Below are 13,454 nucleotides of genomic sequence, written 5' to 3' on the forward strand. Positions count from 1 at the left end.
AGTCTCACCCTTTCTTCATGACGTAATCGACGACGTTCCGGAGAAGCTGTTCGCCGACGCGGCCGCTCTTTTCCGGATGGAACTGGAAGCCCAGGACATTGTCTTTGCCGCAGATAGCCGGGACGGGCTGGCCGTAGTCGGCCGTAGCGATGACGTCGGGCGTATCGACAGGCGATTTATGGTAGGAATGGACGAAATAGACGTACGGATGGGCCGGCAGGCCTTTCTGGAGCCAGTGTCCCTGACGAAATTCCAATTCATTCCAGCCCATGTGGGGCACTTTCAGTTTCGTGTGGAAAGGCACGATGTCGCCGGGCAGGAAGCCCAGGCAGTCATAGGTACCGCCTTCATAGCTCTTTTCAAACAGGGCCTGCATGCCCAGGCAGACGCCCATGAAGAATTTGCCGCTTTGGACCTGTTCCTGAAGGAGCGGGATGAGGTCGAATTTCTGTAAATTCCCCATGGCATCGCGGATGGCACCGACGCCGGGCAGTTCGACCATGTCGGCGTCGCGGATGACAGCCGGGTCGCGGGTAATGACCGCTTCGATGCCCAGGCGCTTCCAGGCATTGTATACGTTGGCCAGGTTGCCAACTTCATAATCGATAATCGCAATCTTCATCATAACACCCCTTTTGTCGACAAGACACTCGTTTCATCGCCTTCGATGCGGACGGCTTCTTTCAAGGCATGGCCCAGCCCTTTGAACACCGATTCGACGATGTGGTGGGCATTTTCGCCATAGAGATTGGTGACGTGCAGGTTCATGCGTCCGTGGTCGGCCAGGGCATAGAGAAATTCCTTGAGCATTTCCGTTTCAAAGGTCCCGATGCGTTCGACAGCGAGCTTCACGTCATACACTAAGTACGGCCGGCCGCTGAGGTCGATGACAATCCGCGTCAGGGCTTCGTCCATGGGGCAGTAGAACATGCCATAGCGGTTGATGCCCTTCTTGTTGCCCAGGGCCTTGGTCAGGGCATCGCCGAAGACGATGGCCAGGTCCTCGATGGTGTGATGCGTGTCGACGTCGAGGTCGCCGTGGACGTGGAGGGTAATATCCATGCCGCTGTGGCAGGCCAGGAGGTTCATCATGTGGTCGAAGAAGCCGATGCCCGTCGTACCGCCGAAGGTACCGGAGCCATCGATGTTGAGGGAGACGGCGATCTGCGTTTCTGCCGTTTCCCGTTCGATCTGGGCACTACGCATTTTTCTTCGCCTCCTCGGTCATGACGGCGACGACCTTGCGGACGACTTCGTCAGTGGTAATGGTGATGCGCAGGCAGTTCTTGAGGTTTGCTGCCTTATAGGAACGGACGCAGATGTCGGCGTCGTGCAGGGCCTTGACCATGGCCGGGCCGTCGGGGACGCGGACCAGGACGAAGTTCGTCGAGCTGGGATAGACCGTAAGGCCGGGAACGTCCTTCAGGGCGTCCATGAAATACTGACGGGCTGCCAACGTCGGAGGAATGTTGTGGGCCAGGATGTCATCGGCATAGTCCATGGCGGCCAGGGCGGCATTCTGCGAGAGGATGTTCAAGTTGTAGACGAGCTTGGTCAGGCCCAGGGCGTCGATGAGCTCTTTCTGGGCCACGCCGTAACCGACGCGGCAGCCGGCCAGGCCGAAGGCCTTGGACAGGGTGCGGATGACGATGAGGTTATCGTACTGGGAGAGCTTGGTGATGATGCTCGGCGCACCGGCAAATTCCAGGTAGGCTTCGTCGATGACGACGATATTGTCGGCAGCCTGGACCAGGCTTTCGACGTAATCCAGGGGCAGCAGTTCCCCTGTCGGGTTGTTCGGATTGCAGAGGACCGTCACTTTCGGCTGGACTTCCTTGACTTTGGTCAGGAGTCCGTCGCGGTCGCGGCGGTAGCCGTCGAGGTCGGATACGGTGACGACCTGGGCGCCGAGGACTTCGGCGTCGATGCCGTAGATATCGAAGGTCGGCGTATGGGTCAGGAGGGTATCGCCGGGATTGAGGAAGGTATTCATGATGAGGCTGATGATTTCATCACCGCCATTACTGACGAGCACTTCCTGAGGCTGGCATCCGACGTATTTGGCCAGGGCTGCCCGCAGTTCTTCGGCAAAGGGGTCGGGATAGTGGTACGACGGCGTCTTGGCCAGGCGTTCCAGAAAATCGGCCTTGACCTGGGGGAAATCAAAGATGTTATAAGGGCTTTCATTGGCATTGATGACGATATGCTCTTTGATTTCCGGGACGACATAAGGTTCAAAGGAACGGATTGTATTGCGGAGCCAGTTATTATTCATCGATTCTCCTCCTTACTGCCAGGCCGTGTGCCTGCAATCCTTCGACATTGGCGAAACGCATGACCTTGTCGGCGACGGCACCGAAGGCGTCCTTATCGTATTCCAGGAGGCTGCTGCGCTTGACGAAATCATAGACACCGAGGGGCGACGAGAAAGCCGCCGTGCCCATGGTCGGCAGGGTATGGTTCGGTCCGGCGAAGTAGTCGCCCAAGGGTTCTGTCGTATAGGGACCCATGAAGATGGCGCCGGCATTGACGATTTTTTGAGCCCAAGCTTCAGCGTCGCTGAAGGCGATTTCCAAATGTTCCGGTGCGATGAGGTTCATAATATCCACGGCCTGGTCCTTATCCTTGACAATGAAGAACTTAGCGTGCTTTTCAATGGATTCGGCAGCGATGTCCTTGCGCGGCAGTTCTTCCAGCTGGCGCCGGACTTCGGCTTCGACTTCGCTGGCAAAGGCGGCGCTGGGCGTGACCAGGAAGACTGCAGCCCGGCGGTCGTGTTCGGCCTGGGCCAGGAGGTCCGCAGCGACCCATACCGGGTTGGCATCGTGGTCGGCCAGGACGCCGACTTCACTGGGACCGGCAATCATGTCAATGCCGACGGTGCCGAAGACCAGGCGCTTAGCCATGGCCACGTAAGCATTGCCGGGACCGACGATCTTAAAGACTGGCGGAATGCTTTCTGTACCGTAAGCAGCCGCGGCAATGCCCTGGGCACCGCCGACTTTATAGATTTCCGTAGCGCCGGCGACATGGGCCGCAGCCAGGATGTAGGGATTGACCGAACCGTCTTTGGCAGGCGGCGTGAAGACGGCGATGGACGGGACGCCGGCGACGTGGGCCGGGATGGTGTCCATGAGGACCGTCGACGGGTAGGCAGCCGTGCCGCCGGGAACGTAGACGCCGACGCGCTGGATTGGCGTGAACTTGGCCCCCAGGCGGACGCCGGGACGGAAGGTATCGATCCAGGTCTGTTCGACCTGCCGTTCATGATAAGCCCGGATGTTGGCGGCCGCTTCTTCGAGGATGGCCATGAAATCGGGACCGACGATGTCGACGGCGGTGTCGATTTCTTCCGGCGAAACGAGGAAACTGTCCAAATCCACGCCATCGAAGCGCTTCGTATATTCCCGGACAGCTGCGTCGCCGCGCTGTTCGATATCGGCCAGGATGGCTTCGACGGCTTTGCGGATGTCTTCACTTTCTGCCTGATCGCGTTTGGTAATGCGGCGAATGTCGCGTAAGGTCAACCCTTTACTGGGTACATCTATCCATTCCACTCTAACTCCCCCTTAGTTATGCCTTCATGCTGTGTTCACGGATGACTTCCATGAGCTGCTGGATTTCGTCATATTTCATCTTAAAAGAAACGGGATTGCAAATCATGCGGGCACTGAAATCCATGAAATATTTCAGGACTTCCAGGCCGTTGGCCTTCAAGGTGTTGCCCGTTTCAACAATATCGACGATGACATCGGACAAGCCGACGATCGGTGCCAGTTCGACGGACCCGTTGAGCTTGATGATGTCGACGCTGTGGTGATTGGCTTCGAAATAGGCGCGGGCAATGCGCGGGTATTTCGTGCCGATAGTGATGCGCTTGGTCATGTCGACCTTCTTGCCGGCAATGCCGGCGACGGCCATGCGGCAGCGGCCGATGCCCAGGTCCATGACTTCGTAGACGTCAGCGCCCGGCGCCTCTTCGATGAGGACGTCCTTGCCGACGATACCGACGTCAGCAGCGCCGCGTTCGACGTAGACAGCGACGTCGGGCGACTTGACCAAGGTCACTTTAAGCTGGCCCTTGGCGTCCTCAAAGATGAGCTTGCGGCTTTCTTCGGAATACGTCGGGAAATCATAGCCGCTTTCGGCTAAATACTTCATGACTACTTTATGAATACGGCCCTTGGCCAGTGCAATATGAATCGCCATGTTACAACCTCCCCATGAGTGCTTCCAATTCTTCGGCCGTCATGGCCTTACCGTCCTTATAGTACGAGCCGTTGCGATAGATAGCATGGATACTGTAATCGCCGCTGTCGATGAAGGACGAATCGGGATAGGCGGCGACGCGGAAGCCGCGGTCGCGCCAGTTCATGAGGTCCCGTACCAGGGTCTGGTCGCCCTGGGTGTAGGATACGGCCATCTGGAAGGACGGTTCCGTATCTTCCAGGAGGCCGGCATCGCTCATGTATTCATACAATAAATTGATGTTCATGCCGAAGCCGCAGGCCGGACGGTCGACGCCGAAGCGCGATGACAACTGGTCGTAGCGGCCGCCGTCGATGATGTCGTACAGGGCGCCGTCGACGTAGACTTTAAAGACCGTATCCGTATAATAACCCAGCCGGCTGGCAAAGCCGAAGTCGAGCTGGACCTTATCGGCATAGCCGGCATAGAGGATGTAGTCATAGACCCGTTCCAGCCGCGACAAGGCGTTGAGCATGCCGCTGTTGATGGAATAGTCCCGGGCCTTGCTCAAGGTCTGGGCATAGGGCCCGAAGAGGACCGGCAGGGCTTCCAGGGCCTTGCGGGCATCGGACGAAATCGGCAGGGACGCGATATAGGACTTGCAGGCCACGAGGTTGCGTTCGGCCATATACCCCTTGAGGGTTGCCTTCTGCTCTTCCGAAAGGGGAAGGCCATCGAACAAGGCCTGCGTATAAGCGGCCGTACCGATGTCGATGCGGATGTTTTCGACGCCGACGGCTTTGAGGATCTCTGCTGCCGTGACGATGACTTCGCCGTCACATTCGGGGCTGGAGTCGCCCAGGATTTCGATCCCCCCCTGCAGGAAATCCTTGCCATACGTCGAGCGGCCGTAATATTCGCGGAAGACCGTGCTGACGTAGCCGAACTTGAGCAGCTGGTTCGACCGCGGAAATTCCCGGGCCGCTGTTTCGACGATGGGCAGGGTCACATCGGGCCGCAGGACCAGGACCCGTCCGTCCGTATCGATGGTCTTGACCATCTGCTGGCGGAGCTGCGGAAAGAAGTGCTGGTACACATCGTAATCTTCAAAACTCGGCGTTTCAATAATCTTACAGCCGTGGTTCATAATAACGGAAATTATTTTTCCCTGGATCCGGTCATAATTGCGCATTTCATCATGGTGGAGCATCTTCACTCCATCCAAGGTATTGTTGTTCATCCTATGACCTCCCTTTCTTTAGTTCTTTATCTCAGTAAAGTATTAAAATATCAGCTGTTGAATATTGTACCACAAAGTCCTAAAAATAAAAATACCTTTTTCTAACTTTTTACGCTTTTTCACTTTCATCACCAGCACATTTTAATCGTTTCTTTACGGACTTTTCAAATTTAGGCCGGGGAATCATGACCCGGTGGCCGCAGCCAGTGCAGCGGATGACGAAATCGACGCCGATACGCAGCACCTCCCATTCATTGCAGCCGCAGGGATGGGCCTTCTTCATCTGGACGATGTCACCTACATAATAACGGACAAACTCAGCCATCAAAACTCCTCCTTCAAAAGACAAATAGAATTATATATCATTATATAGCCCAAAAGCCCGGTCTGCAAGGGAATGGGCCGCCGCGATTGACCTGCCATAGTGCCTGTGATAAGATAACAAGGAATGAATGAAAGAGGAGGAATTGCTTTGAAATCATCGATGAGCCGGCAGAGCCTGCGCCGGTCCTATCTCATCTGTTACATCATCGGCACGCTCTGTACGATTTTCGCCGTCGCCCTCCTGGGCTGGGTCGCCATCTGTATCGCCCTGGAAAAGGAACCCCTGGCGTCGGTCGCCTTTTTGCCGGACATGCCGGTATTCGCTATCTTCATCGTCATCATCGCCATCGCCGCCCTCAGCGTCGCGGCCTGGCAGCATGGTGCCACGTTCCACCAGCGTTATGAAGCACTCATCGGAAAGGAAGGGCCTGACAGCGTAAAGAATGAGAAAGAATGAATTTATGGATCTCTTGCGCTATTATTTCCGCAAGAGCGATAAAAATGACTTGAAAGGCATCATCGAAGACTGCGAAGAACAGTTCCGCCTCGGTGCCAAAGAAGGCAAATCGGAAGAAGAGATCTGCTGCAAACTGGGGCATCCCAAGAATATTTACCGCTATTACATCGGCGAACCCATCGTGCCCGAAGACAACCCGCGCATGCCCGGCGACGAATACGGCGGCTACGGCGATTTCGGTCCCGGCGTGGAGGACCGCGTTTTCTACGACCAGGATCGCAGCGACGACTACTACCGGCAGCAGCAGCTGGCCCAGCAGCAGCGCCGCTACGACCGGGAACAGGTCATGCGCCAGCGCTATGCCGCAGAAGCCGCTAAGACCGGAAAGGATTTCAACTGGAACGACGGCAGCAGCCAGATGGGCCAAGCGGCCAAAGCCGTCGCCAGCCCCTTCATGGACATCCTCGGCACCTTATTCGGCATCCTCAGCGGCTTCCTCTACCTGGCCCTGGCCATCGTCATCCTGGCAGCCGTCGGCATTTCCTTCATCCCGGCCTATGCCTATACGGACCTCCTGCCCCTGCCGACCCTGTCCCTGGTGACCCGGGTTCTGGCCGTCCTGACGGTCCTCTTCGCCGCGATGACGGCCAGCTCGGCCAGCCAGGCCTGCCACGCCGCAGCCCGCGGAAAGGGGGCGCAGTAAATGAAGCGCGTCCTCATCTGCCTCATCCTGACCCTGGCCTGCGCCTTCGGCAGTTATATGTCCTTCATGAGCAACGACTACGGCCCGTTGAAACACTGGATGGCCTACTATAAAGAATATAAGGAAATCCAGGGAGCCCTGGACAAGGGCAATGCCAGCAAGGCCGAACTCCTGGCCAAACTGAAGGCCATGTACCCGGAAAAGGCCGACCAGATTGAAGCCCAGTTCAAGGCCAAATACGGCAGCCTCAAGGACTCGGCCGAAGATGCCGGCGACACGGTAAAATCCAAGTGGGATGCTTATACCCGTGACGACAGCTCCAGCCGTAAGTCGTCCCAATCCCAGAGCCGCAGCAGCCAGCCGTCCTCTCCCCGAAGCAGCCAGATTCAGAGCAGCCGCAGCAGCCAGAACAGCCATCTGGACAACACCTCTGACAATGAACGCAGCCATCGGACCGATAGCCACGACAACCATACAAGCCGTTAAACTTTTCTACTAACAAATAACAATTATCCGTTGACACCAAGGTTGAAAAGTGCTACAATGAAATCAACCCAAAGAGGTGCTAAAAACTAAATTAAAATATAACTTTTTGTCAAGGAGGAAATGAATTATGGAATTAAAAGGTTCGAAAACAGAAAAAAACTTACAGGCTGCTTTTGCTGGTGAATCCCAGGCCCGTAACAAGTACACCTACTATGCCAGCGTAGCTAAGAAAGCCGGCTACGAACAAATCAAAGCTTTCTTCGAAGAAACGGCCAACAACGAAAAAGAACACGCTAAGATCTGGTTCAAACTCCTCAACGGCGGTGAAATGCCCAACGACATCAATGCACTGAAAGACGCTGCTGCCGGCGAACATTACGAATGGACGGAAATGTACCCGACCTTCGCAAAAGAAGCTCGCGAAGAAGGCTTCGACAAAATCGCCTTCTTATTTGAAAAAGTCGCTGAAATCGAAAAACACCACGAAGAACGCTACCTCGCTCTCCTGGCTAACGTCGAAAAACAGGAAGTCTTCAAGAAATCCGACAAGAAGACCTGGATCTGCCGCAACTGTGGCTTCATCGTAGAAGCTGTCGAAGCTCCGAAAGTCTGCCCGGTCTGTGCACATCCCCAGTCCTTCTTCGAACTCCGCAACGTCAATTACTAAGCAGTTGTTCGTGGCTCGTAAAAATGGCCCCTGCCAAGGGCATGGCTAACGAGGTTTGATGTATGATGTTTGAGGCGATTGCTTTAAATTTAAAAACATCCCCATCAAACATCAAACTTTCAACTTCAAACGCAAAAAGAGGCTGTCGCCAAGGCGACAGCCTCTTTTTGCTATTCTTCTACGCGGAAACGATAACCGTTTCCCCAAACGGTTTCGATAGCCGTAAATTCCGGCTGGACTTCGTTGAGCTTGTCCCGCAGGCGGTTGACGTGGACCGTCACCGTCGCCAGTTCGCCCAGGGCATCGAGATGCCAGATCATTTCAAAGAGGTACTTCTTGGAGAAGACCTGATTGGGATGGCGGGCCAGGAACAAGAGCAGGTTAAATTCTTTGCCAGTCAGATTGATTTCTGTTTTTCCCCGGAATACCTGGTGGCGCTTGATGAAAATACGCAAGTCGCCGACTTGGATATCCGGCTTGTTGTCATCGGCATCCTGGAGACGTACCCCTAACAGTCTCTGATGGATTTCCAGATGAGCTTTGAGGCGGGCCATCATTTCCGATGGATTGAAAGGCTTGACGATGTAGTCGTCTGCCCCGAGCCCCAAGCCCTTAATCTTATCGTCGTCGCTCCCCCGAGCGGTGATGAAGAGAATGGGGACGTTGCTGATATCCCGCAGTTTGCGGCATAACATGAAGCCATCCGTGTCCGGCAGGCCGATATCCAGCAAGACCGCTTCGATAGTTCCGCTGTCAAAGATCTTCATGCCTTCCTTCCCCGTCATGGCTACGGATACTTCGAAGCCATTGGCCTCGAGAAAGTCCCGTTCGATGGCAGCAATCATGCTGTCATCTTCAATAATCAAAACGTGCGCCATAACTATACCCCCTCGTTGTGCTTCCGGTCAGGCTATTTCCCCGTCTGTAATCTTCGGAAGCCGTAATCTAAAATGGTCGGTGCGTCGGTCCAGCGGTTGTCGTCATTGAACAGGACTAAGACCAGCGTATGGCCGTTGCGCGTCGCCGAAGCAACGAGACATTCGCCAGCAGCATTGGTGAAGCCGGTCTTGATACCGTTCGCACCGGGATAACCGCTCGTCAGGAAATGGTTCGTCGTCGTGACGTGTTTCGGTTCCCGACCGTCCAAATATTTTACATCATAGGACTTGAGTCCTACAATATAACGAAATTCAGGGAAGTTCTTCATACCGTAGGCAGCCATCTTGGCCATATCGATGGCCGTCGTGTGATGGTGGGCTGCCGTCAAGCCGTTCGGATTGACGAAATTCGTATGAGTCGCTCCCATTTTGACCGCTTCCTGATTCATCTTTTCGGCATAACCGGCGACAGAACCGCCCAAAGTCTGGGCCACGGCGACGGCGGCATCATTGCCGGAAACGACCATCATGCCCCGCAGGGCTTCGCGGATGGAAATCGGATCGCCCGGCGAAATCCCCAGACAGGAAGGTTCCGTATTGGCTGCTTCCCAGGAAATCTGTAAAGGCTGGTCCAATTTATCTTTATACTGGTCCAGGGCCGTAATGAGGGTGACGATCTTCGTCGTGCTCGCCGGGTGGACCCATTTGGTCGGATAGACCTGATATAATACCTTACCTGTATCGACATCGATCATGCAAGCCGATTCGGCAATCGTCGGCGGCATATCGGCCTGAGCCGTCACCGTCATGGAGCTAATTATAAAACCGACAGCAATGACCGTCGTCAGCATAATGCGCTTTAAAATAGAAAACATCCAAGGTCTCCTTCCTCATCTAACAAAATTATGAATTGCCAGGGAATACAAATTCTACAATCAAAACATCTGTCATTGAACCTCTCCCACTTATAGAAGTGCGAGATTCTTGAGAAGTTTGATACATGGACTACCGCCTGACAGCCTATTCCAAAGGAGCTAGCTGTCAGAATATCCTTATTCTCAAAGGGCTGTCCAAAAGCCCCTTACACAGTCCCTCGAAATCGAAGTTCTGCTTACTTGAGTAGATACACATTTTGCACTTCTTTTCTACCCGTCGCGATTCGCCTATGGCGTCGTGCTGCGGCAAGGGGGAGTGCTCCTCCGAAAACGGCTCAAAGACCGTTGATTGAAAATACTTTTTTGTTCTCGCAGAAGTTCTAACTGCTATTAATATTATACCACAAGCTCGCCATTCATCCACCACCTAAGAGGTGGGAGTCTTTTGGCGGGAAAAGATAAAAAGAGGCTGTCGCATTAGACAGCCTCTTTAGCAGTTCATACCTAGCCAGCCTGATAGCATGTTTTGTTTACGACCTGCGGCCTGCGAACCGCGACCGGCAGGCGCCCCACGTGGGCGCCCTACAAATTATTCCGGCTTCACTTCGGCCCGGAAGATTTCGTCACCGATGGTCTTGACCCAGAAACCGATGAGGTTGCCGTAGGTTTCACGGTTCTTATCTTCTTCGGCGGCCTTGATGATGTACGTCGTGAACTGGCGGGCCCAGGAATAGCCGAAACGGTCGAACTGTGCCTTGCGGTTGGCATCGGCGATCTGTTCGATGATGGGCAGGAAAATATCTTTCGTCACTTCTTTCAAGTGTTCCGTAATGGGATAGACATAGGCCATGCCCTTGGCATCTTTCTGCATGAAGACCAGGGCCAGCTTATCCGGATCATGGCTGTCATCGGCATAGTCGATGTGATAAGCTTCCAGAGGCAGGCGGTCCTTATCTTCCTGACTGAGGAGCTGATAGGCGCCGTACTTGATGATTTCGTACAGGCGGTCGTCATAGGAACTTTCCAGTTCGATGATCTTTTCCCGCCATTCGCCCCAAGTCAGGGCGGCCCGGCAGGTGTAGGTCGTGAAGGACGGCGAACCCAGGGCATCCTGGACTTCCTTCGACGTGACCCGTTCCTTCGGGTCCGGGATGTGCCAGACCAGGAGCTTCTTGTCGCGGTCGATATAAAGGCACTTGCTTTCCATATGGATCTTGGCGTGACAATGAGGGCACGTATAGAAGAATAAGTTTTCGTCGAAATGAACGCGTTCGCTCAATTTCGCATCAGCCGTATCGATGACGTCCCACGTATGGAAAACGCCGTATTCGTGGCAGGCCGGGCACTGGATAGTAACGTCCAGGTCATGGGTTCCGTTTTTCTTTGCCATAAGTTACACTCCTTCCGTACGACTTGCCGGATATAAAGCCATGATTTTCGAGGCGGCCTGTTCGATGTCGACGAGGCTGCGCTTCCTCAATTTCAAGAAAGGATGGACAATGGCTTCGATTTTCTTGACTTCTTCAGACAAGGCAATGGGGTCCGGTGCATCGTCGCAGCTCTGCAGCAAGGCCAGGGCCGGACCGGCTTCTTCCATCATGGCTGCCTGTTCGTTGCCGGCAGCTTCTCCCAGATGGCGGAGCCAGAAAAAGACAGCGGCTTTTGTATAGGCTTCCTGTTCTTCCGGGCTCGTGCAGACCATGTCGATGCGATCGAAACCGGCCCCTTCGGTCAAGAGCAGGGGGACAGCAGCGGCCGCAGCCCGCTGCAGGGGATAACGCTTTTCTTCCGTACTCAGCGAGGCAAATGCAAGGTGCTTCAAATGTTTTTCATCGGCCAGATGAAGGGCTTTCTTATAAGCCGACAACAATTCCCCTTCTTCGCCACGCTTGCCGCCGACCCAGTAGGGGCCGACAGCATGGATAATGAAGGAAGCCTTTAATTTATAACCCTTGGTCATGACAGCACTGCCGACGTGGCACATGCCGAGGGTACGGCATGAAGCGGAAAAAGACAGGCCGCCTTTCTGATGAATCTTACTGCTGACGCTATTCGTTGGCAAGAGAGTCGAGCTGGCGGAATAGACGAGGCCGTCAGCCTTCCACTCGGATAAATCACCTAGTAATACACGAAACTGCATCGTAGTCACACCCTTTCAAAATGGTTACTCTATCCTATTATACCATTACTTGACAAAGGTATTAATAGCTTTCTTGAGATTTTCTACGGCTTCTGCGTCTCCTTCATGGATGGCATCGACGATGCAGTGGTCGATGTGGTCCTTGAGGATGACCCGGCTCACGCCGGCAATGGCCGAGTGGACGGCCGCCAGCTGGACCAGGACGTCGCTGCAGTCGCGGCCGTCTTCGATCATGCGCTTGATGGCTTCGACGTGGCCCGTAATGCGCGACAGCCGGTTGAGGACGCGTTTCGTTTCCGTATGGTGATGGTCATGATGGGTACCGGCGTGTGCCTGAGCAGGCTGTTCTTCTTCATCGTCATAGACGAAATCGGCTTCGTCGGCGGCCTTGACGACCTTGATGAAATAGAACCGGTCCGTATCCATGGCCATGACGATGGAAAAGCCGGCGCTGATCAGCTTCTCTTCCAAAATATCCACCGGCGGCAGCACGGGCGCGCCGCCATGGATGGCGTTGACGGCCTGGCGGGGCAGGTCGTGCATGATGAGTAGCATCCCGCCGGGCACCAGGGCCTCATAGAGGCGGCGGATGACATCGCGGCTGTGTTCCGCAATGTGGGGATAGAAATTGAGACAGCAGACGACATCATAATGTTTCCTAGGAAAAGCATATTTCAGGACATTGCCCGTCGTAAAGGTGACATTGGCCAGGTGAGAAAATTTATCCTTGGCCACGTCGATCATCTGCTGGGAATAGTCGAAGCCTTCCACACTGCCTTCATCTCCAGCCGCTGCGGATAAGTAAGGCAAGAGCACGCCCGTCCCACAGCCCGCATCGAGGATGGCTGAACCGGGCCGGATGGCCGCCAGCTCCATGAAAGACGATAAGACCCGGTCGTCCGCCTTGCGGTCGCGGTCCCAATTTTTCGCATAATTTTCAAAAAAGACATGTTCCTTATCCATAGGGATTCCCCTTTTTTCGAGTTTATAGTAAGCAGTGGTTCATGGTTCGTGGCTCGTGACTTGTACCCCACGGTTTGTAGGGGCCGTCCCAAAGGGAGGCCGTAAAAAACATTCCCTCAGGCTGACCAATGGTATGGCTGACTGTTCACGGCGGGCCGCCTTGACAGGACGGCCCCTACGAAACACTAACTGCTAAAAAAGGGACTGTCGCACAAAAGCTATTGCTATCATGCGTGGTCCCTATCTCTTTGTAGTTCGGAGTTAGTGGTTAGCCACTAATCACTTAAAAGGGCTTGTCGTCATACGACAAGCCCTTTTTACATGGTGCGGTTGGGGGGACTTGAACCCCCATGAACTTTCGTTCACTACCCCCTCAAAGTAGCGCGTCTGCCATTCCGCCACAACCGCATATAAAATTGTAAAAAAAAGAATATGGCGACCCCGATCAGATTTGAACTGACGATCTTCGCCGTGACAGGGCGACATGTTAAACCGCTACACCACGGGGCCGTTTCTATTCAGCGCTCCTCTTT

General features: G+C 54.4%; 16 protein-coding genes and 2 tRNA genes. 4 read left to right on the forward strand and 14 right to left on the reverse strand.

The annotated features are described in order from the left end of the window. Positions 1 to 4: 4 nt before the first annotated feature. The 7 genes from hisH to C6362_RS02555 form a co-directional block, all read right to left on the reverse strand. Complete coding sequence (gene hisH / locus C6362_RS02525) at positions 5 to 625, reverse strand: imidazole glycerol phosphate synthase subunit HisH (RefSeq protein ID WP_014015197.1); 621 nt, start codon at positions 623 to 625, stop codon at positions 5 to 7. Continuing rightward, the gene (gene hisB / locus C6362_RS02530; RefSeq protein ID WP_014015198.1) at positions 622 to 1,206 is read right to left on the reverse strand and encodes an imidazoleglycerol-phosphate dehydratase HisB; all 585 of its coding nucleotides are present in this window, start codon (positions 1,204 to 1,206) and stop codon (positions 622 to 624) included. Before hisB ends, hisH begins: the two co-directional genes overlap by 4 nt. After that, positions 1,199 to 2,275, reverse strand: a complete 1,077-nt coding sequence (gene hisC, locus C6362_RS02535) for a histidinol-phosphate transaminase (protein ID WP_014015199.1) — start codon at positions 2,273 to 2,275, stop codon at positions 1,199 to 1,201. The genes hisB and hisC overlap by 8 nt, the downstream gene beginning before the upstream one ends. Further along, complete coding sequence (gene hisD / locus C6362_RS02540) at positions 2,268 to 3,557, reverse strand: histidinol dehydrogenase (protein WP_014015200.1); 1,290 nt, start codon at positions 3,555 to 3,557, stop codon at positions 2,268 to 2,270. Before hisD ends, hisC begins: the two co-directional genes overlap by 8 nt. 16 nt (positions 3,558 to 3,573) lie before the next feature. Then, entirely contained in the window at positions 3,574 to 4,209 is a 636-nt protein-coding gene (gene hisG / locus C6362_RS02545; protein ID WP_014015201.1) for an ATP phosphoribosyltransferase, read from the reverse strand. Between the two features lies 1 nt (position 4,210). Continuing rightward, positions 4,211 to 5,428 carry an ATP phosphoribosyltransferase regulatory subunit gene (locus C6362_RS02550; protein ID WP_014015202.1) on the reverse strand — a complete coding sequence of 406 codons (1,218 nt, stop codon included), beginning with the start codon at positions 5,426 to 5,428 and terminating at the stop codon, positions 4,211 to 4,213. A 109-nt stretch (positions 5,429 to 5,537) separates the two neighbouring features. Continuing rightward, the gene (locus C6362_RS02555) at positions 5,538 to 5,753 is read right to left on the reverse strand and encodes a DUF951 domain-containing protein (RefSeq protein WP_014015203.1); all 216 of its coding nucleotides are present in this window, start codon (positions 5,751 to 5,753) and stop codon (positions 5,538 to 5,540) included. A 147-nt stretch (positions 5,754 to 5,900) separates the two neighbouring features. Here C6362_RS02555 and C6362_RS02560 point away from each other — a divergent pair, with 147 nt between their 5' ends. From C6362_RS02560 to rbr, 4 genes are all read left to right on the forward strand, one after another. Beyond that, positions 5,901 to 6,209: a hypothetical protein gene (locus C6362_RS02560; protein ID WP_014015204.1), complete on the forward strand. Its 309-nt coding sequence runs from the start codon at positions 5,901 to 5,903 to the stop codon at positions 6,207 to 6,209. Then, entirely contained in the window at positions 6,196 to 6,912 is a 717-nt protein-coding gene (locus C6362_RS02565) for an HAAS domain-containing protein (RefSeq protein ID WP_071821834.1), read from the forward strand. The genes C6362_RS02560 and C6362_RS02565 overlap by 14 nt, the downstream gene beginning before the upstream one ends. After that, positions 6,913 to 7,398, forward strand: coding sequence for a hypothetical protein (locus C6362_RS02570; RefSeq protein WP_014015206.1), 486 nt, complete (start codon positions 6,913 to 6,915; stop codon positions 7,396 to 7,398). It abuts the gene before it with no gap. 127 nt (positions 7,399 to 7,525) lie between these two features. Beyond that, positions 7,526 to 8,065, forward strand: coding sequence for a rubrerythrin (gene rbr, locus C6362_RS02575; protein WP_014015207.1), 540 nt, complete (start codon positions 7,526 to 7,528; stop codon positions 8,063 to 8,065). Between the two features lie 170 nt (positions 8,066 to 8,235). Here the strand turns inward: rbr and C6362_RS02580 are convergent, their stop codons facing one another. From C6362_RS02580 to C6362_RS02615, 7 genes are all read right to left on the reverse strand, one after another. Continuing rightward, on the reverse strand, positions 8,236 to 8,943 hold the full coding sequence (locus tag C6362_RS02580) for a response regulator transcription factor (RefSeq protein ID WP_014015208.1): 708 nt from the start codon (positions 8,941 to 8,943) through the stop codon (positions 8,236 to 8,238). Between the two features lie 32 nt (positions 8,944 to 8,975). Beyond that, entirely contained in the window at positions 8,976 to 9,818 is an 843-nt protein-coding gene (locus tag C6362_RS02585; RefSeq protein WP_014015209.1) for a D-alanyl-D-alanine carboxypeptidase family protein, read from the reverse strand. Positions 9,819 to 10,407: 589 nt separating this feature from the next. Next, on the reverse strand, positions 10,408 to 11,208 hold the full coding sequence (locus tag C6362_RS02595) for a CpXC domain-containing protein (RefSeq protein ID WP_014015210.1): 801 nt from the start codon (positions 11,206 to 11,208) through the stop codon (positions 10,408 to 10,410). Positions 11,209 to 11,211: 3 nt separating this feature from the next. After that, a complete protein-coding gene (locus C6362_RS02600; RefSeq protein WP_014015211.1) occupies positions 11,212 to 11,958 on the reverse strand; it encodes a macro domain-containing protein in 747 nt (248 codons plus the stop codon). 45 nt (positions 11,959 to 12,003) lie between these two features. Beyond that, positions 12,004 to 12,921 (reverse strand): metal-sensing transcriptional repressor, encoded by a 918-nt coding sequence (locus C6362_RS02605; protein WP_014015212.1) that lies wholly within the window; start codon positions 12,919 to 12,921, stop codon positions 12,004 to 12,006. Positions 12,922 to 13,243: 322 nt separating this feature from the next. Further along, positions 13,244 to 13,329, reverse strand: a tRNA-Leu gene (locus C6362_RS02610). Between the two features lie 25 nt (positions 13,330 to 13,354). Then, a tRNA-Asp gene (locus C6362_RS02615) sits at positions 13,355 to 13,431 on the reverse strand. Positions 13,432 to 13,454 lie beyond the last annotated feature (23 nt).

It is taken from the genome of Megasphaera elsdenii DSM 20460 (assembly GCF_003010495.1).
Classification (GTDB): domain Bacteria; phylum Bacillota; class Negativicutes; order Veillonellales; family Megasphaeraceae; genus Megasphaera; species Megasphaera elsdenii.

Bases quoted from the DNA above. Each gene is read 5' to 3' on its own strand.
- hisH (WP_014015197.1), bottom strand. From the start codon at position 625: ATGATGAAGATTGCGATTATCGATTATGAAGTTGGCAACCTGGCCAAC.
- hisB (WP_014015198.1), bottom strand. From the start codon at position 1,206: ATGCGTAGTGCCCAGATCGAACGGGAAACGGCAGAAACGCAGATCGCC.
- hisC (WP_014015199.1), bottom strand. From the start codon at position 2,275: ATGAATAATAACTGGCTCCGCAATACAATCCGTTCCTTTGAACCTTAT.
- hisG (WP_014015201.1), bottom strand. From the start codon at position 4,209: ATGGCGATTCATATTGCACTGGCCAAGGGCCGTATTCATAAAGTAGTC.
- C6362_RS02550 (WP_014015202.1), bottom strand. From the start codon at position 5,428: ATGAACAACAATACCTTGGATGGAGTGAAGATGCTCCACCATGATGAA.
- C6362_RS02555 (WP_014015203.1), bottom strand. From the start codon at position 5,753: ATGGCTGAGTTTGTCCGTTATTATGTAGGTGACATCGTCCAGATGAAG.
- C6362_RS02565 (WP_071821834.1), top strand. From the start codon at position 6,196: ATGAGAAAGAATGAATTTATGGATCTCTTGCGCTATTATTTCCGCAAG.
- C6362_RS02570 (WP_014015206.1), top strand. From the start codon at position 6,913: ATGAAGCGCGTCCTCATCTGCCTCATCCTGACCCTGGCCTGCGCCTTC.
- rbr (WP_014015207.1), top strand. From the start codon at position 7,526: ATGGAATTAAAAGGTTCGAAAACAGAAAAAAACTTACAGGCTGCTTTT.
- C6362_RS02580 (WP_014015208.1), bottom strand. From the start codon at position 8,943: ATGGCGCACGTTTTGATTATTGAAGATGACAGCATGATTGCTGCCATC.
- C6362_RS02585 (WP_014015209.1), bottom strand. From the start codon at position 9,818: ATGTTTTCTATTTTAAAGCGCATTATGCTGACGACGGTCATTGCTGTC.
- C6362_RS02595 (WP_014015210.1), bottom strand. From the start codon at position 11,208: ATGGCAAAGAAAAACGGAACCCATGACCTGGACGTTACTATCCAGTGC.
- C6362_RS02600 (WP_014015211.1), bottom strand. From the start codon at position 11,958: ATGCAGTTTCGTGTATTACTAGGTGATTTATCCGAGTGGAAGGCTGAC.
- C6362_RS02605 (WP_014015212.1), bottom strand. From the start codon at position 12,921: ATGGATAAGGAACATGTCTTTTTTGAAAATTATGCGAAAAATTGGGAC.